The following is a 16,864-nucleotide window of genomic DNA, read 5'->3' on the forward strand; positions in this document are numbered from 1 at the left end:
CGCAGAAAACCATTGCTTAATTAGCGTGATGGAAGAATGCTAGTTAACTTTAAGATGCCAAGCGTTTTCTGATTGCCATTTTGAAATCCAATCCGGTATCTTTTCAGCTACCATGGGTTTAGCTATACCGTAACCTTGAGCTAGTTCGCAACCCAGTTTTACAAGGGCCTTTCCATGCTCAATGCTTTCTACACCTTCGGCGATCACTTTTCGTTGGAAAGCATTCGCTAAACCTACCACGCCTTGAACAATCGCTAAGTCATCAGTATCCTCCAACATATCTCGTACAAAACTTTGATCTATTTTGATTAAATATGCTGGTAATCGTTTGAGATAGGTAAGTGAAGAGTATCCAGTGCCAAAGTCGTCAATCGCAAATCGGACGCCTAGTTCTTGGCATGTATTCATTGTTGTGGACACGAGGCTAGTATCGTGTAAAGCGCTGGTTTCAAGTATCTCCAGTTCTAATCGATTTGGATTGACTTCTGGGTGAGCGCTCAACAATGCAGCTAAACGAGTTGTGAAATTATTTTGTTGTAATTGATAAGCACTAATGTTTACACTTATCGGAATATCTAAGCCTATTTTTTGCCATTGGTGTATTTGCGACAAAGCGCTGTCGATAACCCATTCCCCCAATTTTAAACTAATTACATGACCTTCTATTAAAGGTAAGAATGCTAAAGGCGGTATCAAACCATTCACTCGGTGTTGCCAACGTATTAATGCTTCAGCTCCAATAACCTCACCGGTTCGCATGTTTACCTTTGGTTGATAATGCAGTACAAATTCGTCTTTTTGCAAAGCGATATTTACATTTTCAATACTTTCACGTTGTGTATTGAGTGCAATATCTTCTGCGGTATCAAACAAATGAAATCGATTTTTACCTGCTTGTTTGGCGATATACATAGCTTGGTCAGCATGACGAATGAGTTGATCGGAATCTACGTTATCGTGGGGATAAAGAGTGACGCCAATACTGGCTGAAACTTGCATCAACGCATCGCCAACATTTACTGGATCTGATGCCGCTTTCAATAATCTTTTTAATACTTGTTTAGTATCTTCAAATTTTTGTAAATCAACCATCACTGCAATAAATTCATCTCCTCCGATTCGAGCCAGAGTATCTCCCTCGCGCAAGGCTTCTTTCATTCGCTGGGAAACGGCGATAAGCAGTTCATCTCCAACATTGTGTCCATAGGTGTCATTGATGGCTTTGAAACCATCTAAGTCCATAAATGCTACGGCTAACGATTGGTTGCGTCGTTCGCACTGCATGGTCGCTTGGCTCAATCTATCTGCAAGTAATACGCGATTTGGAAGTTTCGTCAAAGCATCATAGTGGGCAATACGTTCTAGTTGACCTTGATATGCTTTCATTGGCGTAATATCGGTGGATAAAGATACGTAATGCTTAACATTGCCTGTGGTGTTTTTTACCGCATTAATGGTCACTAATTCTGGATATATGTCACCATTTTTACGTTGATTCCAAATTTCGCCACGCCAATGACCTTGAGTTTCAATGGTTTCCCAGATTTCATCGTAAAACTCCGTAGAGTGGCGATTAGATCGCAAAATACTGGGCTCCTTTCCTTGCACATCCTGAAGTGTATATCCGGTTATGTGCGTAAATGCTTCGTTAATTTCAATAATTTTAACATTGGCATCGGTGATCATTATGCCTTCTTGGGCATGGGTAAATACGCTGGCTGCTCGTTCCAGCTTTTCTTCGGCTTGTTTTTTCTCAATGGCGATACTTGCCAAACTCGCGGTTTGCTCAATGAGTAAAAGATCTGCGTCAGTCGGTTGGTGTGGAGCATGATGATAAATGGCAAATGTACCTAGCACTGTTCCAGTAGTTGAACGTATGGGCTCTGACCAACATGCGCCTAATCCAGCTTCTTTTGCGAGTTCTTTATAGGGAGCCCAATATGGATGGCAATTAATATCATCTACTACCACTCGTTTGTTGGTAAACGCTGCGGTTCCACAAGAACCCACTCCAATACCTATCTCTATGCCGTTAATAGCGTCATTGTAAAATTGAGGTAGGCCACCTGCAGTGCCAATAATTAAATGTTTTTGTGATTCATCTAGTAACAATACGCTACACAGCATATCGGGGTTTTCTTGTTCAACGACTTTTACAATAGCGTGGAGAATTTCGCTTAAAGGCTTGCCTCGAGAAATTAGCTCTAACACATGACGACTTGACTTGACCCGCAGCTCAGCCTGTTTTCGTTGACTAATATCGTGAATGATACCGACTAAAAAATGTTTCCCCTGAGAGTCGGTAAATCGGTTTTTTTTAGTAAGTACGGTTTTTTCTTCGGCCCCCAATATTGTTAACGTTTCTTCGCATAGAATTTCATCCCCAGTTAGTAATACTTTTTTGTCGACGGCTAAAAAGTGTTGGCGTTCTTTTACTGTTACTTTTTCTGCAAGGGTTTTACCCAAAGCTTCTTTTCTTGTTACCCCGAATATTTTACAAAATGCATCATTCACAAGTAACAATCTGCACTCTTCATCTTTAACGAAAATGGGATCTCCAGTGATATTGAAAGCAGCATTAAAATACTTTTCAATCTCACTGGGTTTTTCAAAAAATTTACTTAAAGGAGGTGCATTTTTACTATTTTTCGATGTCATGTTACAAACTCCTAGTCAGACAATTTTAACAAGAGATGCCTGTTTAGTTCTGCTGACCTGTATAACGATTTAACAATAGTTTTGGCTTCGATTGCTCAATTTGAATTTGATTTGAGTCTTTCTCAATAATTTCGAAGTGATATTGTCCGTGAGCATATTTATAAAGTTAAAAATAAGTCGACAGGGTTTACGAATAATTGATTCTCTTTACAATTATAACTGCCATCGAAATTTTAGTAATTATACATTGGTTCTATAAAAATTAGCATAAGCGATAGGAAATAGATATTCTCGAACTCTACTTGATAGAAAAATCACGTTCGCGAGGTCGAGATTCAGGCGATTGAGGATACCTCTCTCAAGAGCAAGGGCATTAGTTCCATTAAGGTTTTTTAATTTACTTTATCTTTAAATCTTGGGGTAAATCGTCCTTAATAAATAGCCAAGCTAAAGCGGAAATTAGAAGACAAACACCGCAAATCACAAATAGTGAGTCTTTGTTGTCCACTTGATTTATATATTTTCCTATTCCTAAACTGGAAACTAATTGAGGGAGAACCACTGATAGATTAAATAAACCCATGAACAAGCCCATTTTTGCAGCATGTACTTTTTGCGACATTATTGCGAAAGGCAGGCTGATAGTTGCGGCCCATCCGATCCCTAAAAACGCCATCATTATATAAATGCTTAATTTGCTTTCGCCAACTTGAGACAGCACAAAATATGCTAAAGACATCGATGCAATGCAGTAAGTATGTATTTTCACTCGGCCTAATTTTTTAGCCAATGGCTCTAACAATAACGCCGGTAAAATTGCTGAAACCACACTTAAAATAAGAAAGCCTGCGCTGATAACCTGACCTGTTTGGTTATCTGTTAATTCCGGTAGGTTCTGTTTAATAAAGCCAATAATATAGATAAACATCGACTGTACCCCCAGCCATGTGAACGCATGAGCGGCCAACACTTTTTTAAATCCCTGTTCACTGGTGCCATCGGGATTCTGGACTTCTTTACTGATGAGGGTTTTTAAAATTAATGCCAAGGTTATCACTAAGCAGATTGCTTCTATCCAATAGTGATGAATATCTATATTAGCGATTTTTACTGTAAACGCGTACACCGAGTAAAAAATAAACCCCCATAGCGGCTCAATCACTTTACAGCCATTCCAAAAGCCTAATTTTGGGTGAGGAGTGGCTGATTCAGTTTGCTGTAAAGAACGGGATTCGGTAACAAACAGCGGTGGCAAAATAGACATCACTAATACTAAGCCAACGCCCACATAAATTAGCGCGTAATTATTCCAAAATGTACCTATCACATAGGCCAAAACACCGAATGAACCGGATACGGTTTGCATCCATGTATAGCCTTTAGTGCGCTCATGTCCTTTAGGAGTTACGTCCGCGATTATAGAGCGAGTAGGGTTGAAGCTTATGTTGATTGATAAATCTAGTGTCAACGCTATAAGAACGGCAATACCTAAAATGGCTTCAATATTGAGTGCAGCAGAAATAATACCGATATTGGGTAAAGCTAATAAACTTAAAGAGGCAAGTACACCACCAATGATGATAAATGGCCGTCTTCGGCCTCCCCAGAACCATATGTTATCGCTAATTGCGCCAACGACTACTTGCCCTAGGATCCCTGCAATTGGCCCTGCTGCCCAGACAAATCCAACATCGTGTAAATCTAAACCATACTGGGTTGTTAATATCCAACTTAACGCGGCTATTTGCACTGATAGTGCAAACCCCATAGCACTTGCTGGTAAACTAAGGAGGGTGTAAAAACCATTACTAAGATTTTTTTGTGCCGCTAGCATACTATTCTCTTATTTTTATTATTTGAGATAAAACTCTGCTGTTAACATTATTGTAACCTAAGCGTTTGCTTTTGATAGAAACATACGTATGCAAAACTCAAAATAGCGGCATAATACAAGAAAAGTGATTTTCACTTTAGTTATGTCATTCATTCTTATATAGTTTTGTTCATCCAATTGAATTATTAATGAGAGCCCAATGGGACCAATAATGCTGGATGTCAGTGGGTATGAAATATCACCCGAAGAAAAAGACATCTTAGATCATCCGCTGGTAGGCGGAATCATACTATTTTCACGAAATTACCATGATCAGAAACAACTTAAAGAGTTGGTTAGTGAGCTACGAAAAAATGCGCGTAACGACCTGTTAATTGCTGTTGATCATGAAGGGGGCAGGGTACAACGCTTTCGTGAAGGTTTCAGTGCGATACCGGCAATGGGGAGCTTTTGTGCGGCTGACGCCAAGATCTCTGAGTTGATGCTGACACAAGCAAATACCTTTGGTTGGCTAATGGCTGCTGAGTTACTTGCATTTGATATCGATATTAGTTTTGCACCAGTTTTAGATATTCATGGCGTATCTGATGTCATCGGAAATCGCAGTTTTCATCAAGATCCAACACATATTGTCTCACTTGCCAGCGCCTTTATTCATGGCATGCACAGTGCTGGTATGAAGTGCACTGGAAAACATTTTCCAGGCCATGGCAATGTTAAGGAAGATTCACATATTGCAATGCCGGTAGATAAACGCAGTAAAGAACAGATATTTCAGCTTGATATGACTGTTTTTGATAAGTTACATCAACAAGGTTTGCTAGATGCGGTGATGCCAGCCCACGTTATCTATCCTGCGGTAGATGCTTTACCTGCTGGCTTTTCTCCTATTTGGGTTGGGCAAATTTTACGTCAACAACTTGGCTTTAACGGCGTAGTGTTCACTGATGATTTATCGATGCAAGGTGCGGTGCAATTGGGCTCAATCGTAGAGCGTGCGCAAGCCGGTTTAAATGCAGGCTGTGATATGACATTGGTGTGTAACAGTCCCAATGACGCAGCCCAAGTCATCGATGGTTTACCCAGTGATTACCAATCAACAGGGCGAGTGAAAAGTATGCGCAAGGGGCCTTTTCCAGGTTTTTCTGAGTTACAAAAAACGGCGAAATACCAAATGGCATTAAAAACCTTAGGTCAATTTAATGAAAGTTAATTATCCGGTTATTGGTGCTGCATTTGTTGTATCTATTGCAGTCTATGCGGGTTTATATTTTTCATTACAACAAAGCCACATTATTGCCATTACTGCATCTATAACCTTATTCATTGCTACTTTGTGGGTATCAGAGGCACTGCCAATTCCGGCAACATCACTTATTCCTTTTTTTGCTTTCCCTATGGCGGGGGTGATTACCCATAAAGACGCTGCATCTGCTCTGGGCAGCCATGTCATTTTATTATTGATGGGAGCATTCATGTTGTCTAAATCGTTAGAGCGATCTAACGTTCATAGCCGACTTGCACTGTATATGTTGAGGATGACGGGCAGTCAAAGTCCGCGACGTTTAGTTCTTGGTTTTATGCTAACGGCAGCTATTCTAAGTATGTGGATTTCAAACACGGCCACAACCTTAATGTTGTTACCCATTGTATTAGCCATCGTTCCCCATATTAAACAACAAAAGATTGTTGTCGCCTTGTTGTTGGGAATTGCCTATTCCGCAAGTTTGGGAGGGGTAGGCACGCCGATTGGTACACCCCCTAATATTATTTTCATGAGTGTCTATTCAGAAGTACAAGGACATGAAATTGATTTCCTTCAATGGATGAAGACTGGGGTGCCTGTTGTAATAATCGCTATACCCTTGATGGCTTTATGGTTAACTCGAGGCCTTAAGACCATGGATGATTGCCATTTACCTAAAGTAGGAAGCTGGCAGGTAGCCGAAAAACGCGTGTTAATTGTATTTTCGATTGTTGCTCTGGCTTGGGTCTTAAGACCTTATTGGACAGATTGGTTTAATATGCCTTATGTTGGCGATAGCAGTATTGCCCTTTTTGGCGTTGTATTAATGTTCCTCGTTCCTAATGGCAACTTGGATAAACAAGGTAAAAAAGAAACACTTTTGGATTGGCCCACAGCGAATGATATTCCATGGGGAATGTTACTGTTGTTTGCTGGCGGGATTTGTATTGCTAAAGCATTTTCCGCATCAGGATTGAGTGAGGTTATGGGCGGCTGGTTGAATGGTTTGTCACAATTGCCAGTTCCATTGTTGGTTCTGTCGGTGTGTCTTTTTGTGACATTTTTAACCGAGATAACCTCGAATACAGCTACGGCAACACTATTGATGCCTATTTTAGCTACCGCAGGAGTAGCTGCAGGCATAGATCCAGCATTATTGATGATGCCAGCTGCAATGAGTGCAAGTTGCGCATTTATGCTTCCGGTGGCCACAGCTCCCAATGCTATTGTTTATGGTACCGGAAAGTTCAGTATTAAAACCATGGCCAGAGAAGGAGTGATGCTAAATATTATTGCTGCTTTGGTCATCACGGGTGTAACTGTTTTTACTTTCTAAGTTAACCTGACTAAACCTTTATTTCGTCTATTACATAGTGGTGGTTGACGGCCCTGGCCAGGACAAATAAATAGTCAGATAAGCGATTCAGATATTGCAAGCACGCTTCAGGTACGGGGTAATTTGAAAGTAACCCAACCATGCGTCTTTCTGCTCTTCTGGTCACCGTTCGACATATTTGAGCTTGTGCAGCGACTGGATGACCACCTGGCAAAATAAAGTGGGTTTGAGGGGGGAGTTCAGCTTGCAAACTGTCAATATTGGTTTCTATTGCCTGCACATCTTTATCTGTTAAAGTTGCATTGGCTGAAATAGCGAAACCGATTTGAAACAGGTTTTTCTGAATATCCGTTAACAGCTCAGTTTGCGCAGTGATGACAGGGCACATAGTGTTGCTTATCAACATCCCTATATGCGCATTCAGCTCATCTAAAGTGCCGTAACATTCTAATACCTCATCACTCTTATCTAAACGAACCACTTTGTCTGCATAAATTTGGGTTTTACCGGTGTCACCTGTTTTAGTATATATTTTCAAGTTTATTGCTCTGTAGTTTTTTGCTTATCAAAAGAAGCGGGTAAATCATAACGTCTTATTTGAATAATCATTCCGAACATTGGATGGTCAAAATAGTGCACTTGATTACTAATCACACGACGTAATTGGTTAAACGGATAACTTTGTAAACGATCCGGTTTTGGTGACGATTCTTGTACCTGTTTTGCGGCCGCTTGTTCTCTAAGGTAAGCAGGAGAATCAAAGACGGGAGCACGAAAATCTATATTGCTATCGATATGCAGATACGGAGTACGCTGAATATAGCGTAAAAACACTTTTACCGTGCCATCTAGTTCCCAGATATCGTTCACATTAGTTGGCGTATTTATATCTTCAACTGAAGGCTCGTCGAGGATGTCAATAGTCGGCTCGTTAAATTCAAAATTTTCATTATTTAACGCTAGTTTTATTTGTTCAATTAAGTCTGCTTGCTGACTCGTTTGTGCAAGATCAATGGAGGTTAAATCAGCAGTGCTTAGATTGCTGTCTTGCTCTGTTAGTGATGATGTCAGCATATTGATTGAAGATGCGTCTAAATTTTCATCCGGAAGTCGATTTCCCGTTGAAGGATCATATTCTTTGCCGTAATTTTTGCCAGCAAATAGGTGAAGTGCAAGTCCATTATCTTGGCCAAAAAGCGTTTGTTGCCGCCATCCCATATGCAACAAAGTGGTTAATCCTCTCTGTCGGTTTATGTCTCTTGCCAGCTCATTTAATTGAAAACTGTCCGCAGACAATAATTGGGTATGGCGTAAACTGGGATCTTCAATATTACTGATTAGGGTAGGTACTTTTTCAATAAAAGGTTTAAGCGGTTTTTCATCAGGCAATCGACACAATAGTTTTTCTGGTAAATGTATCGGCTCTAACTGGAAATCTAATTGCCAAACATCCAAATAAGCTAAAGAGCCAGTGACATTTGAGCCGTCTAACCCTGGGTTTGCAACCTCTTGGTTTGCATAAACCACAGTATCATTTGCAGTCTCGTCGCTGGAAAGTGTGAACTGAGTTTTATCAAATGCTTCGAATTGTCCAAAACTATCATCCATTATGATTTTTGAACTAATTTCTTGCTGTTGCTGCGAATCAGAGAAGCATAAGGGAAGACCAGTAAAAATTCCTTCTAAATCAGGATATAAATAGTCATACAAGTTTTCAAACCCGTGATTAGATGTTCCTTTTAGCAACTTGCCTGGAAATTTTTCAACAATGGATGCTGGGTCTATATTGCGTTTATAGATGATGACTTCAACGTCGAACCACCATTCTTTTTCTTGGCTATTGGCGACAAAACTCATCGACATAAAAAGCCAAGTTAAGATTACTAGACGCCCAGAAGATTTGCCTAGATTAAAACGCTTTTGTACAGAGAACAGATTTAGTTTACCTTTCATGCGGCTTTTACCTGACGGCTAAAATCATTCAGTAGGTTTTCGATAACGTCTATTCGGCTTTTGGCCGAATCATTGTTAATTATCACTTTCAATTTATCCGGACCTTCTAATTTAAACTTATTGGGTTTGGTTTGGATCATTCGGATAATGTATCCAGGTTCGATTTTGGTGGAGTCTGAAAATTCAATTACTGCGCCTTTTATTGTCGCATCAATTTTGTTAATACCAACAGATTTAGCTTGTAATTTTAATTCTGCGACTCGGACTAAATTTTTAGCCGCGTCAGGTAATAAGCCAAACCGATCAATTAATTCAATTTGAAATTCTTTTATTTCAGTTAGATTTGTACATCCTGCCAGCTTTTTGTACAAGGATAAACGGGTATTTACGTCACCGATATAATCCTCAGGTAACAATGCGGGGATGCGTAAATCTATTTCAGTGTGAGCTGATAGAGCATCATCTAAGGATGGTTCTTTGCCAGCCTTCAGCGCTTCTACCGCTTGTTCTAACATATCCATATATAACGAGAATCCAACAGTGGCGATTTGTCCAGACTGATCGTCGCCTAATAACTCGCCTGCGCCGCGAATTTCTAGATCGTGGGTGGCTAACGCAAATCCAGCCCCCAGATCTTCTAAATTCGCAATGGCGTCTAAGCGCTTTTGAGCGTCCTTTGTCATACGTTTAGGTGGTGGAGTAAGCAAATATGCATAGGCTTGGTGATGGGAGCGTCCCACACGTCCACGTAATTGGTGCAATTGGGCTAATCCTAGATGATCGGCCCTATCCATTATAATCGTATTTGCTGATGGCACATCTATACCGGTTTCAATAATGGTGGTGCACACCAACACATTGAAGCGTTGATGATAAAATTCACTCATTACTCGCTCAAGTTCACGTTCTCGCATCTGGCCATGACCAATTGCAATACGAGCTTCTGGTACTATTTCTGCAATTTCAGCTGCTGTTTTTTCAATCGTATCCACTTCGTTATGAAGGAAGTAGACCTGACCACCGCGTAAAATTTCGCGCATTATTGCTTCTCGTAATAATTCTTTACTACGCTGATGTACAAAGGTTTTGATAGCCAAACGTTTAGCAGGGGGAGTGGCAATAATGGATAAATCGCGCATACCACTCAATGCCATATTTAATGTTCTGGGTATTGGTGTCGCTGTGAGAGTTAAAATATCCACGTCAGATCTTAAGGCTTTAAATTTCTCTTTCTGACGTACTCCAAACCTGTGCTCTTCATCGATGATAACTAACCCTAAATCACTAAACTTCAAATCATCTTGCAATAACTTATGAGTGCCTACAACAATATCTACTTTGCCATTACCGATGCCTTCAATCACTTGTTTTTGGTCTTTACCGGTTACAAAACGCGAAAGCACCTCTATTCTGAAAGGACAGTTAGCAAATCGATCTTTAAAATTCTCAAAATGCTGTTGCGCTAACAAGGTTGTGGGTACAAGAATGGCGACTTGTTTGCCTTGATTCGCAGCTAAAAAAGCGGCTCGCATCGCTACTTCAGTTTTACCAAAGCCGACATCACCACAAACAAGCCGATCCATTGCGTTAGGACTGCCCATATCTTGAATAACAGCATTAATGGCTTGCAATTGGTCATCTGTTTCTTCAAAAGGGAAACTGTCAGCAAAAGATTGGTATTCTGGCCAGTCAATTTTATAGGCGAAGCCTGGTTTAGCGGCCCTTCGTGCATACACATCCAATAACTGCGCTGCCACATCTCGTACTTTTTCTGCTGCTTTTTTGCGTGCTTTACTCCACGCATCGGAACCTAAGTTATGCAATGGTGCATGGTCTAAATCACCACCACTATAGCGACTGATTAGATGCAATGAAGCCACAGGCACATAAAGTTTGGCTTCTTTAGCGTATTGAATGGTCAAATATTCTGTGGTCAATCCGCCAGCATCAAGGGTTTGTAAGCCTAAGAAGCGTCCTACACCGTGTTCTAAATGAACCACAGGTTGGCCTTGCGTCAATTCAGCAAGGTTACGAATAATCGCACTTTCATCGGTAGCTTGACGTTTTTCACGTAAGCGGCGTTGACTAACTTTATGCCCTAACAATTGAGTTTCGGTGATAAAGGCTAGTTCGCCGTCAGCTTCCAATAACTGAAAACTGTGTTCTGCCAAACCTATCGCGATGCCAATAGGTTCATGACTGGCCAAAAAAGCATGAATATTTTCAAACGCTTTTACGGGAATTTGTGCTTTATGTAAAAGATCTAAAAGGCTTTCTCTTCGCCCTTGAGATTCTGCACAAAAAAGCACTTTTTGTCCTTTTTCTTGCCAGTTTTTAACGGATTCTTTTATGCTCGTCCAGGGCACTTTATTTTGATGCTTAATGGCTATCTCGCCAATATCATCGGTGGCTAAATTAATCCTTCCTGCTTTTTCTTCTAACTTTTGTCTTGAAAGATTTATTCGTGGCCATTGTTTGAAGCCTGCAAAAAGCTCTTCGTAGCGTTGGAATATCTGTTGCGGCGGCAATAAGGGGCGCGCCGGATTGTAACGGTGCTGTTCATAGCGTTCGTTAAGGTCGGCCCAGTAGAAATCGCAAGCAGATGACAAATCACCGTAAGTCATGATTAAGGTGTTTGGGTGCAGGTAATCGAATAACGTGGCTGTATCATCAAAAAATAACGGTAAATAGTATTCAATACCACCAGGCATAATGCCTTTGCCTACTTGATAGTAGATTGAATCTTTGCTGTTATTTGCTTCAAAGGTATCTAAATAATTTTCACGAAAGCGTTTTAACGCATCTTTATCTGTCGGGAACTCTCTAGCAGGCAATAAATTAATGCCCTCTACCTTATCGCCAGAGCGTTGATTGTCCGGATCGAAGTGACGAATCGAATCTACCTCATCATCGAACATGTCTATTCTAAAGGGTTCATTGCTGCCCATGGGAAACAAGTCAATAATGCTGCCGCGAATACTAAATTCACCATGCCCCATTACTTGATTAACGTGTTGATAACCTGATTTATTTAGATTGAGTCTAAACTCGTCAATATCTAAGGTCTGACCGGTTTTTAATATCAATAGATAACGCCCGAGAAAATCCACAGGCGGCATTCTGAGCAACAAGGTGTTCACCGGCACAATAAAAATGCAGCGTTTATTTTGAGTCAGTTCAAACAATGTTTCTAAACGCTGAGAAATAATATCTTGGTGTGGAGAAAAATTATCGTACGGTAAGGTTTCCCAATAGGGTAGTAATTTAACGTCTAATTCATCATCGCCAGCACCGGCAAGAAAAAAATGTAGCTCTTTTTCTAGTTTTAAAGCCGTAGGAGTGTCTGCTGTCACCAATAGGGTAGAACCGGGGTTTCGTTTCGCTCCGTTAGCAATTGCTAGGGATAAACTACTGCCATGCATATTGCCCCATTGGATAATATTGCCGGCTTTTTGAGGTAACTCAGGGGTAAAAATACTTGTTATCATTAATTTGAATCATTGTTTTGTTGTTTCGAGCGGGCGCGAAGCTGTAATGTCTGCATATGTAAACTAGCTCTAACCAGTAATTCTTGGTCTTCTTCGCGGATACGACTAAAAAGTAGATAAATATGGTAATCATCACCAACAGGCTCTGCTTTGATTACTTCTGAATAACAGTAAACAGCGGCGGATTCTTCGGTTAAAAATATTTTAAGTTCAACTAAAGTCCCTTCTGCTAAAGGCGCATTGCGTTTTAATATAATACCTCCGCCACCAAATTCTACTGACACATAGCGGTGTTGCGGATCATCTTGTTGCTGCAGAATATAGGACATCATCAAATCTAATTTTTTGTTTTGATGATTTAGAAAGTCAGTTAAATCTTTCGCGTGTTCGCTGAGGTTGCGCAGCGGTCTAAGCGCTTGGGTGTCAATATTTGACATCTCTGCTGCAATTTTAAACGCATAGGGCATTTGACTCACTAATTCATCTAAACTTGGAAGTTGAAATCCGTCATTTACTGGGGTCATATTCACACTGAGCTGATGCTTTATGGTAAAAAACTCATGAAATTGAGCCATTTTTTGTTCCAAACTAATTGGATCCATGGTTTCCCCGTTTGATTAGGTTTCAACGCCATTATGGCAATTATTAAATTCTTTCAATTAAACCACAAAGACTCAGTAAGTCTTTGATTGTAGTTTAACAAAGTGATGCTATTTTGTTTCTTGTTTAGCTGATCTCAAACACGTATTATGCCAGTTTATCGTCCACAATGAATAGCCAAAGGGTAATTATTGTGTTCAATAGATATTGGTTTAATTAATTCCCCAAAAGGCTTAATACTCATATATGTCTTATCCAGTTTCCACTTTTATCGGCCTTAGATACGCAAGAGCCAGTAAAAGTAGTCATTTTATTGCCTTCATTAACTTATTTTCAGTGGTAGGAATCGCACTAGGGTTAATTGCGCTAATCACCGTGTCTTCGGTAATGAACGGTTTTGAATTGCAGTTGAAAAATCGCATGTTAGGAATTACCCCTCACATAGTGGCAGATACCCGTGCGTCAACTCCTACTGAAATACAACAGTTGGCTGAAATTGAAGGTGTTGAGTCCATAACATCTATTATTGAAAGTGAAGGTATAGTGCAATCACGCCGAGGGATACAAGGAGTGCTGCTGCATGGAGTAGACGCTGAATTTATGCAACAGCATTCTATTGTCGCTGAAAATATGATTTTTGGGCAGTTTAGTCAATTAAAGACGGGCCAATACAATATTATCATGGGCAGAGCTTTAGCCAGCAAATTGAGTATTCGCCCTGGTGATCAGATACGTTTGATATCGGCAGGAGCAAGTTCATATTCTCCAATGGGAAGAATGCCTAGTCAGCGGTTGTTTAGTGTCGTTGGACTGTTTGATTTGGCCTCACAATTGGACGATAAAGTGGTGTATATCGATATTCAAGATAATGCCAAACTATTGCGCAAATCAGTGGATAAATTGCAACAAACTCGTTTATTTCTAGATGATGCTTTTCAATATCAAAAAGTTGAGCAACAAATTGATCTGCCAACGGTTGATTGGAGGGTTCGACAAGGGCCCTTATTTGACGCCGTAAAAATGGAAAAAAACATGATGTCATTGATGTTGTTGCTAATTATTGCAGTGGCTGCATTTAACATAGTTTCAGCACTTGTGATGGTGGTCACAGAGAAAAGGGGGGATATCGCTATTTTGCGTACCCAAGGAATGCGCGGAACTAGCATCATTACTATCTTTTTGATCAATGGGTTGTACAACGGAGTTAAAGGTACGGTCATCGGTTTGATTTGTGGGATCCTGTTGGTGACACAATTAAATACTATTTTAAATGTTTTAGGGATGCCGATAGCTGTGGGGGATGGGCAAGGTTTGCCAGTTGATATTCGATGGCAGCAAATCGTTTCTCTGGTATTGCTATCCATTGGTTTATGTTTTGTTGCTACCCTTTATCCGGCATATAAAGCGTTAAGGGTGCAACCCGCTGAGGCACTGAAATACGAGTAAGGTATAAATTGAAATGGATTTCTCAACACTTTATCGAATGCTTTCGCTATAATTGGCAAAACATAGAAAAATCATATTCAAAAACACATAGGTTTTAACAGAAGTGCTTTTTGAGTATTTGTAAATTAAGGTTAATTAATGCAAAAAACGTATATTACTGCACAGAAATTGTTGGAAGACTCTTTTCGTTTGGCTGCAAAGGTGTATCAAGACGGATTTCGTCCGCAATTTATTGTAGGTATTTGGCGTGGGGGAGCTCCCATAGGTATCGCCGTTCAAGAATATTTTGATTATAAAAAAGTTGAAACAGACCATATTGCGGTGCGCACATCGTCATATTATGGAATCGATAAACAATCTAAAGAAATCAAGGTACATGGTCTGCATTACTTGATTGAAAATGCTAATGCCAGCGATGGCTTACTGATTGTGGATGACGTTTTTGATTCTGGGCGCAGTGTAAATGCGCTAATAGAACAAATTAAAAAGCTTTCTAGGCTGAATATGCCAGAAGATATTCGTGTTGCTTGTCCGTATTACAAACCGGAAAATAACAAAACTCAAATGGTACCTGATTACTTTATTCACGAAAGTGATGAATGGTTGGTTTTCCCGCATGAAATCTCAGGACTGACTCCTGATGAGATCATTGAAGGCAAAACTGATTTGAAGAATGTTCACGACATATTGTTCGACAAATAAGTCTGAAATTATATTTAAAAGGGCGGATAAATGTATCCGCCCTTTTTTAATCCTACTGAATTATTTACCTAGTAAGTAATGTTTATCATAAAAAGTATACACCCAGGTTGGTTTATAAATAACCAATATGGTCATTGTCCAACCATTGAGCATACCTTCAGACATTAGTAATAAAGGAATTAACAGTAAGTAAGAGTCATAAAGTGTGTCTGCGTCATAAATGCCATCCACATAATAATAGCCAGATAGTAGCAACATTTTTACAGCGATCATCGCCGCACCAGCAATAAATGAACAGACAAACACATAGACAAAAAAGTGCCTAGGTAATTTGTGAAACGAAAAGTTATAAATCAAATAACTGGTGACAATGGGAATACTGATCCCCAATACACCATTGATTCCAAACATCTGCCAACTATCGTATCCGGCTACGGTAGACACTAGCAGGGTACAAAACCCTGCTAATAAAGCCCAACGCAAGCCTAACAGCAAGGTCATTGCTGTGAGCCACAAAAAATGTACATCCAATCCTGGCTCTACGCCTACACGGAAAAGCCATAAACCGAATACTGAAACGGACGAGCCCAGCACTAAATGTTGGAGCTTTTTATTATGCTTAAATTGCACAAAAGATACTCGTGTTAGAACAAACACTATACCGAGTAAATAGATCAGCCATGCTGAGATTTGAAGGAAAGTTAATTCAAACATTTAAAACTCGTAAGTTGCCCAAATAGGTGCATGATCAGAAGGCTTTTCAATTCCTCTAAGTTCATAGTCGATTCCCGCTTCTTTTAGGTTTTCGTGTAACTTAGATGTGGATAAAATTAAATCTATGCGTAAACCACGATTATCATTGAATCCCTTAGAACGATAGTCAAACCAGCTATATTGCTCGCCGCCGTCAGGGTTTAATGTTCTGAAGCCATCCTCGAAACCCCAGTCAAACAGTGTATTTAACCATTCACGCTCCTCAGGTAAGAAGCTACATTTTTTCGTTCTTAACCAACGTTTACGGTTTTCTTCACCAATTCCTATATCCAAATCTGTATGCGAAATATTCACATCGCCCATGACAATGACATTTTCATCAGGTGAGTGATTATCATTTAAGTAACCCATTAAATCTTGGTAAAATTTACGTTTTGCTGGGTATTTGGTCTCGTGGGTTTGATTTTCACCTTGCGGGAAGTATCCATTCAGTACGCGCACACTTTCGCCGTTGGGTAATGGGTATGTCACCATAATCATTCGTCGTTGCGCTTCTTCATCATCTGTAGGGAATCCGTACTGCACGTCGCTAGGCTGTTCTTTACACAACATTGCCACACCGTAATGACCTTTTTGTCCGTGAAAATAAACGTGATACCCCATAGCGGCAACATCCTCTAAAGGAAATTGATCGTTATGCACCTTTATTTCCTGTAGTCCAATAACATCTGGTTGATGTTTTTCGATAAGCGCTTGCAATTGATGCAGCCTCGCTCGAATACCGTTTATATTAAATGATATAAATTTCATGTTTTTCTCATCGACTAAATTTTGCCGGTGATTCTAACAAACAAAGCTACTTAGTTGAAAATAAAGATAATCAGTAG

At 40.0% G+C, this 16,864-nt stretch carries 12 protein-coding genes; 4 read left to right on the forward strand and 8 right to left on the reverse strand.

Going from position 1 to position 16,864, the window contains the following annotated elements:
- Positions 1-39: 39 nt before the first annotated feature.
- A complete protein-coding gene (locus ABWV72_RS18035; protein WP_353372202.1) occupies positions 40-2,658 on the reverse strand; it encodes an EAL domain-containing protein in 2,619 nt (872 codons plus the stop codon).
- Between the two features lie 397 nt (positions 2,659-3,055).
- Positions 3,056-4,492, reverse strand: a complete 1,437-nt coding sequence (locus ABWV72_RS18040) for an MFS transporter (RefSeq protein WP_353372204.1) — start codon at positions 4,490-4,492, stop codon at positions 3,056-3,058.
- A 211-nt stretch (positions 4,493-4,703) separates the two neighbouring features.
- On the opposite strand from ABWV72_RS18040, the gene nagZ reads away from it, so the two are divergent.
- Positions 4,704-5,705, forward strand: coding sequence for a beta-N-acetylhexosaminidase (gene nagZ / locus ABWV72_RS18045; RefSeq protein WP_216047289.1), 1,002 nt, complete (start codon positions 4,704-4,706; stop codon positions 5,703-5,705).
- Positions 5,695-7,074 carry an SLC13 family permease gene (locus ABWV72_RS18050; protein WP_216047288.1) on the forward strand — a complete coding sequence of 460 codons (1,380 nt, stop codon included), beginning with the start codon at positions 5,695-5,697 and terminating at the stop codon, positions 7,072-7,074. Before nagZ ends, ABWV72_RS18050 begins: the two co-directional genes overlap by 11 nt.
- A gap of 10 nt (positions 7,075-7,084) precedes the next feature.
- Here the strand turns inward: ABWV72_RS18050 and ABWV72_RS18055 are convergent, their stop codons facing one another.
- The 4 genes from ABWV72_RS18055 to ABWV72_RS18070 are packed head-to-tail and all read right to left on the reverse strand — an operon-like array spanning position 7,085 to position 13,117.
- Positions 7,085-7,612: a cob(I)yrinic acid a,c-diamide adenosyltransferase gene (locus tag ABWV72_RS18055; RefSeq protein WP_216047287.1), complete on the reverse strand. Its 528-nt coding sequence runs from the start codon at positions 7,610-7,612 to the stop codon at positions 7,085-7,087.
- A gap of 2 nt (positions 7,613-7,614) precedes the next feature.
- A complete protein-coding gene (locus ABWV72_RS18060; protein WP_353372207.1) occupies positions 7,615-9,027 on the reverse strand; it encodes a CsiV family protein in 1,413 nt (470 codons plus the stop codon).
- Entirely contained in the window at positions 9,024-12,515 is a 3,492-nt protein-coding gene (gene mfd, locus ABWV72_RS18065) for a transcription-repair coupling factor (protein WP_353372209.1), read from the reverse strand. Before mfd ends, ABWV72_RS18060 begins: the two co-directional genes overlap by 4 nt.
- Positions 12,515-13,117, reverse strand: a complete 603-nt coding sequence (locus ABWV72_RS18070) for a PilZ domain-containing protein (RefSeq protein WP_303501111.1) — start codon at positions 13,115-13,117, stop codon at positions 12,515-12,517. The genes mfd and ABWV72_RS18070 overlap by 1 nt, the downstream gene beginning before the upstream one ends.
- Before the next feature lie 244 nt (positions 13,118-13,361).
- Here ABWV72_RS18070 and ABWV72_RS18075 point away from each other — a divergent pair, with 244 nt between their 5' ends.
- Complete coding sequence (locus ABWV72_RS18075; RefSeq protein ID WP_342807962.1) at positions 13,362-14,561, forward strand: lipoprotein-releasing ABC transporter permease subunit; 1,200 nt, start codon at positions 13,362-13,364, stop codon at positions 14,559-14,561.
- Positions 14,562-14,699: 138 nt separating this feature from the next.
- Positions 14,700-15,263: a phosphoribosyltransferase gene (locus tag ABWV72_RS18080; RefSeq protein ID WP_216047282.1), complete on the forward strand. Its 564-nt coding sequence runs from the start codon at positions 14,700-14,702 to the stop codon at positions 15,261-15,263.
- Positions 15,264-15,323: 60 nt separating this feature from the next.
- Here the strand turns inward: ABWV72_RS18080 and ABWV72_RS18085 are convergent, their stop codons facing one another.
- Both ABWV72_RS18085 and xthA read right to left on the reverse strand, forming a co-directional pair.
- Positions 15,324-15,977: an energy-coupling factor ABC transporter permease gene (locus tag ABWV72_RS18085; protein ID WP_216047281.1), complete on the reverse strand. Its 654-nt coding sequence runs from the start codon at positions 15,975-15,977 to the stop codon at positions 15,324-15,326.
- The gene (gene xthA, locus ABWV72_RS18090; protein ID WP_216047280.1) at positions 15,978-16,787 is read right to left on the reverse strand and encodes an exodeoxyribonuclease III; all 810 of its coding nucleotides are present in this window, start codon (positions 16,785-16,787) and stop codon (positions 15,978-15,980) included.
- Positions 16,788-16,864: the final 77 nt, after the last annotated feature.

This window comes from Aliiglaciecola sp. NS0011-25 (assembly GCF_040370605.1).
In the GTDB taxonomy this organism is placed as follows: domain Bacteria; phylum Pseudomonadota; class Gammaproteobacteria; order Enterobacterales; family Alteromonadaceae; genus Aliiglaciecola; species Aliiglaciecola lipolytica_A.

What these genes read in the sequence shown, in the direction of transcription:
- xthA (WP_216047280.1), bottom strand. Translation starts at nt 16,787, where the DNA reads ATGAAATTTATATCATTTAATATAAACGGTATTCGAGCGAGGCTGCAT.
- ABWV72_RS18060 (WP_353372207.1), bottom strand. Translation starts at nt 9,027, where the DNA reads ATGAAAGGTAAACTAAATCTGTTCTCTGTACAAAAGCGTTTTAATCTA.
- ABWV72_RS18080 (WP_216047282.1), top strand. Translation starts at nt 14,700, where the DNA reads ATGCAAAAAACGTATATTACTGCACAGAAATTGTTGGAAGACTCTTTT.
- ABWV72_RS18070 (WP_303501111.1), bottom strand. Translation starts at nt 13,117, where the DNA reads ATGGATCCAATTAGTTTGGAACAAAAAATGGCTCAATTTCATGAGTTT.
- ABWV72_RS18075 (WP_342807962.1), top strand. Translation starts at nt 13,362, where the DNA reads ATGTCTTATCCAGTTTCCACTTTTATCGGCCTTAGATACGCAAGAGCC.
- ABWV72_RS18085 (WP_216047281.1), bottom strand. Translation starts at nt 15,977, where the DNA reads ATGTTTGAATTAACTTTCCTTCAAATCTCAGCATGGCTGATCTATTTA.
- ABWV72_RS18035 (WP_353372202.1), bottom strand. Translation starts at nt 2,658, where the DNA reads ATGACATCGAAAAATAGTAAAAATGCACCTCCTTTAAGTAAATTTTTT.
- nagZ (WP_216047289.1), top strand. Translation starts at nt 4,704, where the DNA reads ATGCTGGATGTCAGTGGGTATGAAATATCACCCGAAGAAAAAGACATC.
- ABWV72_RS18050 (WP_216047288.1), top strand. Translation starts at nt 5,695, where the DNA reads ATGAAAGTTAATTATCCGGTTATTGGTGCTGCATTTGTTGTATCTATT.
- mfd (WP_353372209.1), bottom strand. Translation starts at nt 12,515, where the DNA reads ATGATAACAAGTATTTTTACCCCTGAGTTACCTCAAAAAGCCGGCAAT.
- ABWV72_RS18040 (WP_353372204.1), bottom strand. Translation starts at nt 4,492, where the DNA reads ATGCTAGCGGCACAAAAAAATCTTAGTAATGGTTTTTACACCCTCCTT.